We start from the raw sequence: 1265 nt of genomic DNA, 5'->3' as shown, positions 1-1265 counted from the left end.
TGTAGTGGCATAGTTAATTTGGCCACCCATTAAGAAAGAAATGTTATGCTATTTGCATACAAATTTGGGTGAAAAAATGACGAAATTAAAACGCGCAACCTATTCTGCGGCAATCAAATTAGAAACAGCTCAACTTGTAGTTGACCAAGGCTACACACAAGAAGATGCAGCTAAGGCTATGGGGGTTGGTAAATCAACTGTAAGTAAGTGGGTAACTCAATTGAAGCAAGAGCGGAATGGCCAGACACCCACAGCGTCACCAATGACACCCGAACAAATTGAAATCCGCGAACTTAAAAAGCAAATCCAACGTATTGAATTAGAAAAGGATATATTAAAAAAGGCTACCGCTCTCTTGATGTCCGACTCCCTGAACAATTCTCGTTAATTGAGAAATTAAATCAACGAGAGCGTTACCCAATTAGCGTGTTGTGTAGCGTATTCAATGTGCATCGCAGCAGCTATAAATATTGGGCCATACGGGATACAACGCCTACACCAGAGCAAATAAGGCTAGAAGCTGAAGTTAAAGCCATACATGCAATGAGCGGCGGTTCAGCTGGGGCACGGACAATCGCAGCAATCGCAACGAATAACGATTTTGAATTAAGCCGTTATCGCGCCGCTAAGCTAATGGTTAAACTAAAACTAGAGAGCTGCCAAGTACCACAACATCAATATAAAAGGGGTGGTAATGAGCATCTTGAAATTCCAAATCTGCTTGATAGACAATTTGATGTTGTTGAGCCAGATACCGTGTGGTGCGGTGATGTGACGTATATTTGGGTTGGTAATCGCTGGGCCTATTTAGCGGTCGTTGTTGATTTATTTGCACGTAAAGTCGTTGGTTGGGCAATGTCGTTGTCGCCAGATACTAACTTAACGCTAAAAGCGCTTGAACTCGCGTATGAAAGCAGAGGCAAGCCAAGTGGATTGATGTTTCACTCAGACCAAGGAAGCCATTATACAAGCTTGAAGTACCGCCAACGTTTATGGCGCTATAAAATTACACAAAGTATGAGCAGGCGCGGAAATTGTTGGGATAATGCGCCAATGGAGCGATTTTTTAGAAGCTTTAAAACGGAGTGGATGCCAAAGGTTGGATACGAAAACTTTAAAGATGCTAAATATGGTGTGAGTGATTATATCAACGGATATTATAACAACGTTAGGCCTCATCATTATAATGCTGGTTTAGCGCCAAATGAATCTGAGGTTAGATACCAAGATTCTAAAACTGTGGCCAAAATTAGTTGACCACTACA

At 41.7% G+C, this 1265-nt stretch carries 1 protein-coding gene; it reads left to right on the top strand.

The window, feature by feature from the left end:
* The first annotated feature begins 76 nt into the window (after positions 1-76).
* Positions 77-1257, top strand: a protein-coding gene (locus tag NH462_RS22820) for an IS3 family transposase (protein WP_253107826.1) whose coding sequence is annotated in 2 segments (ribosomal slippage) — positions 77-335 and positions 335-1257 — 1182 coding nt in all. Because the reading frame shifts where the segments join, the coding sequence is not laid out codon by codon here.
* Positions 1258-1265: the final 8 nt, after the last annotated feature.

This window comes from Pseudoalteromonas sp. OANN1, from assembly GCF_024124685.1.
GTDB lineage: Bacteria > Pseudomonadota > Gammaproteobacteria > Enterobacterales > Alteromonadaceae > Pseudoalteromonas > Pseudoalteromonas piscicida.
Note: the sequence above shows the minus strand (reverse complement) of the source record. Positions and strands in the feature narration are given on the sequence as shown.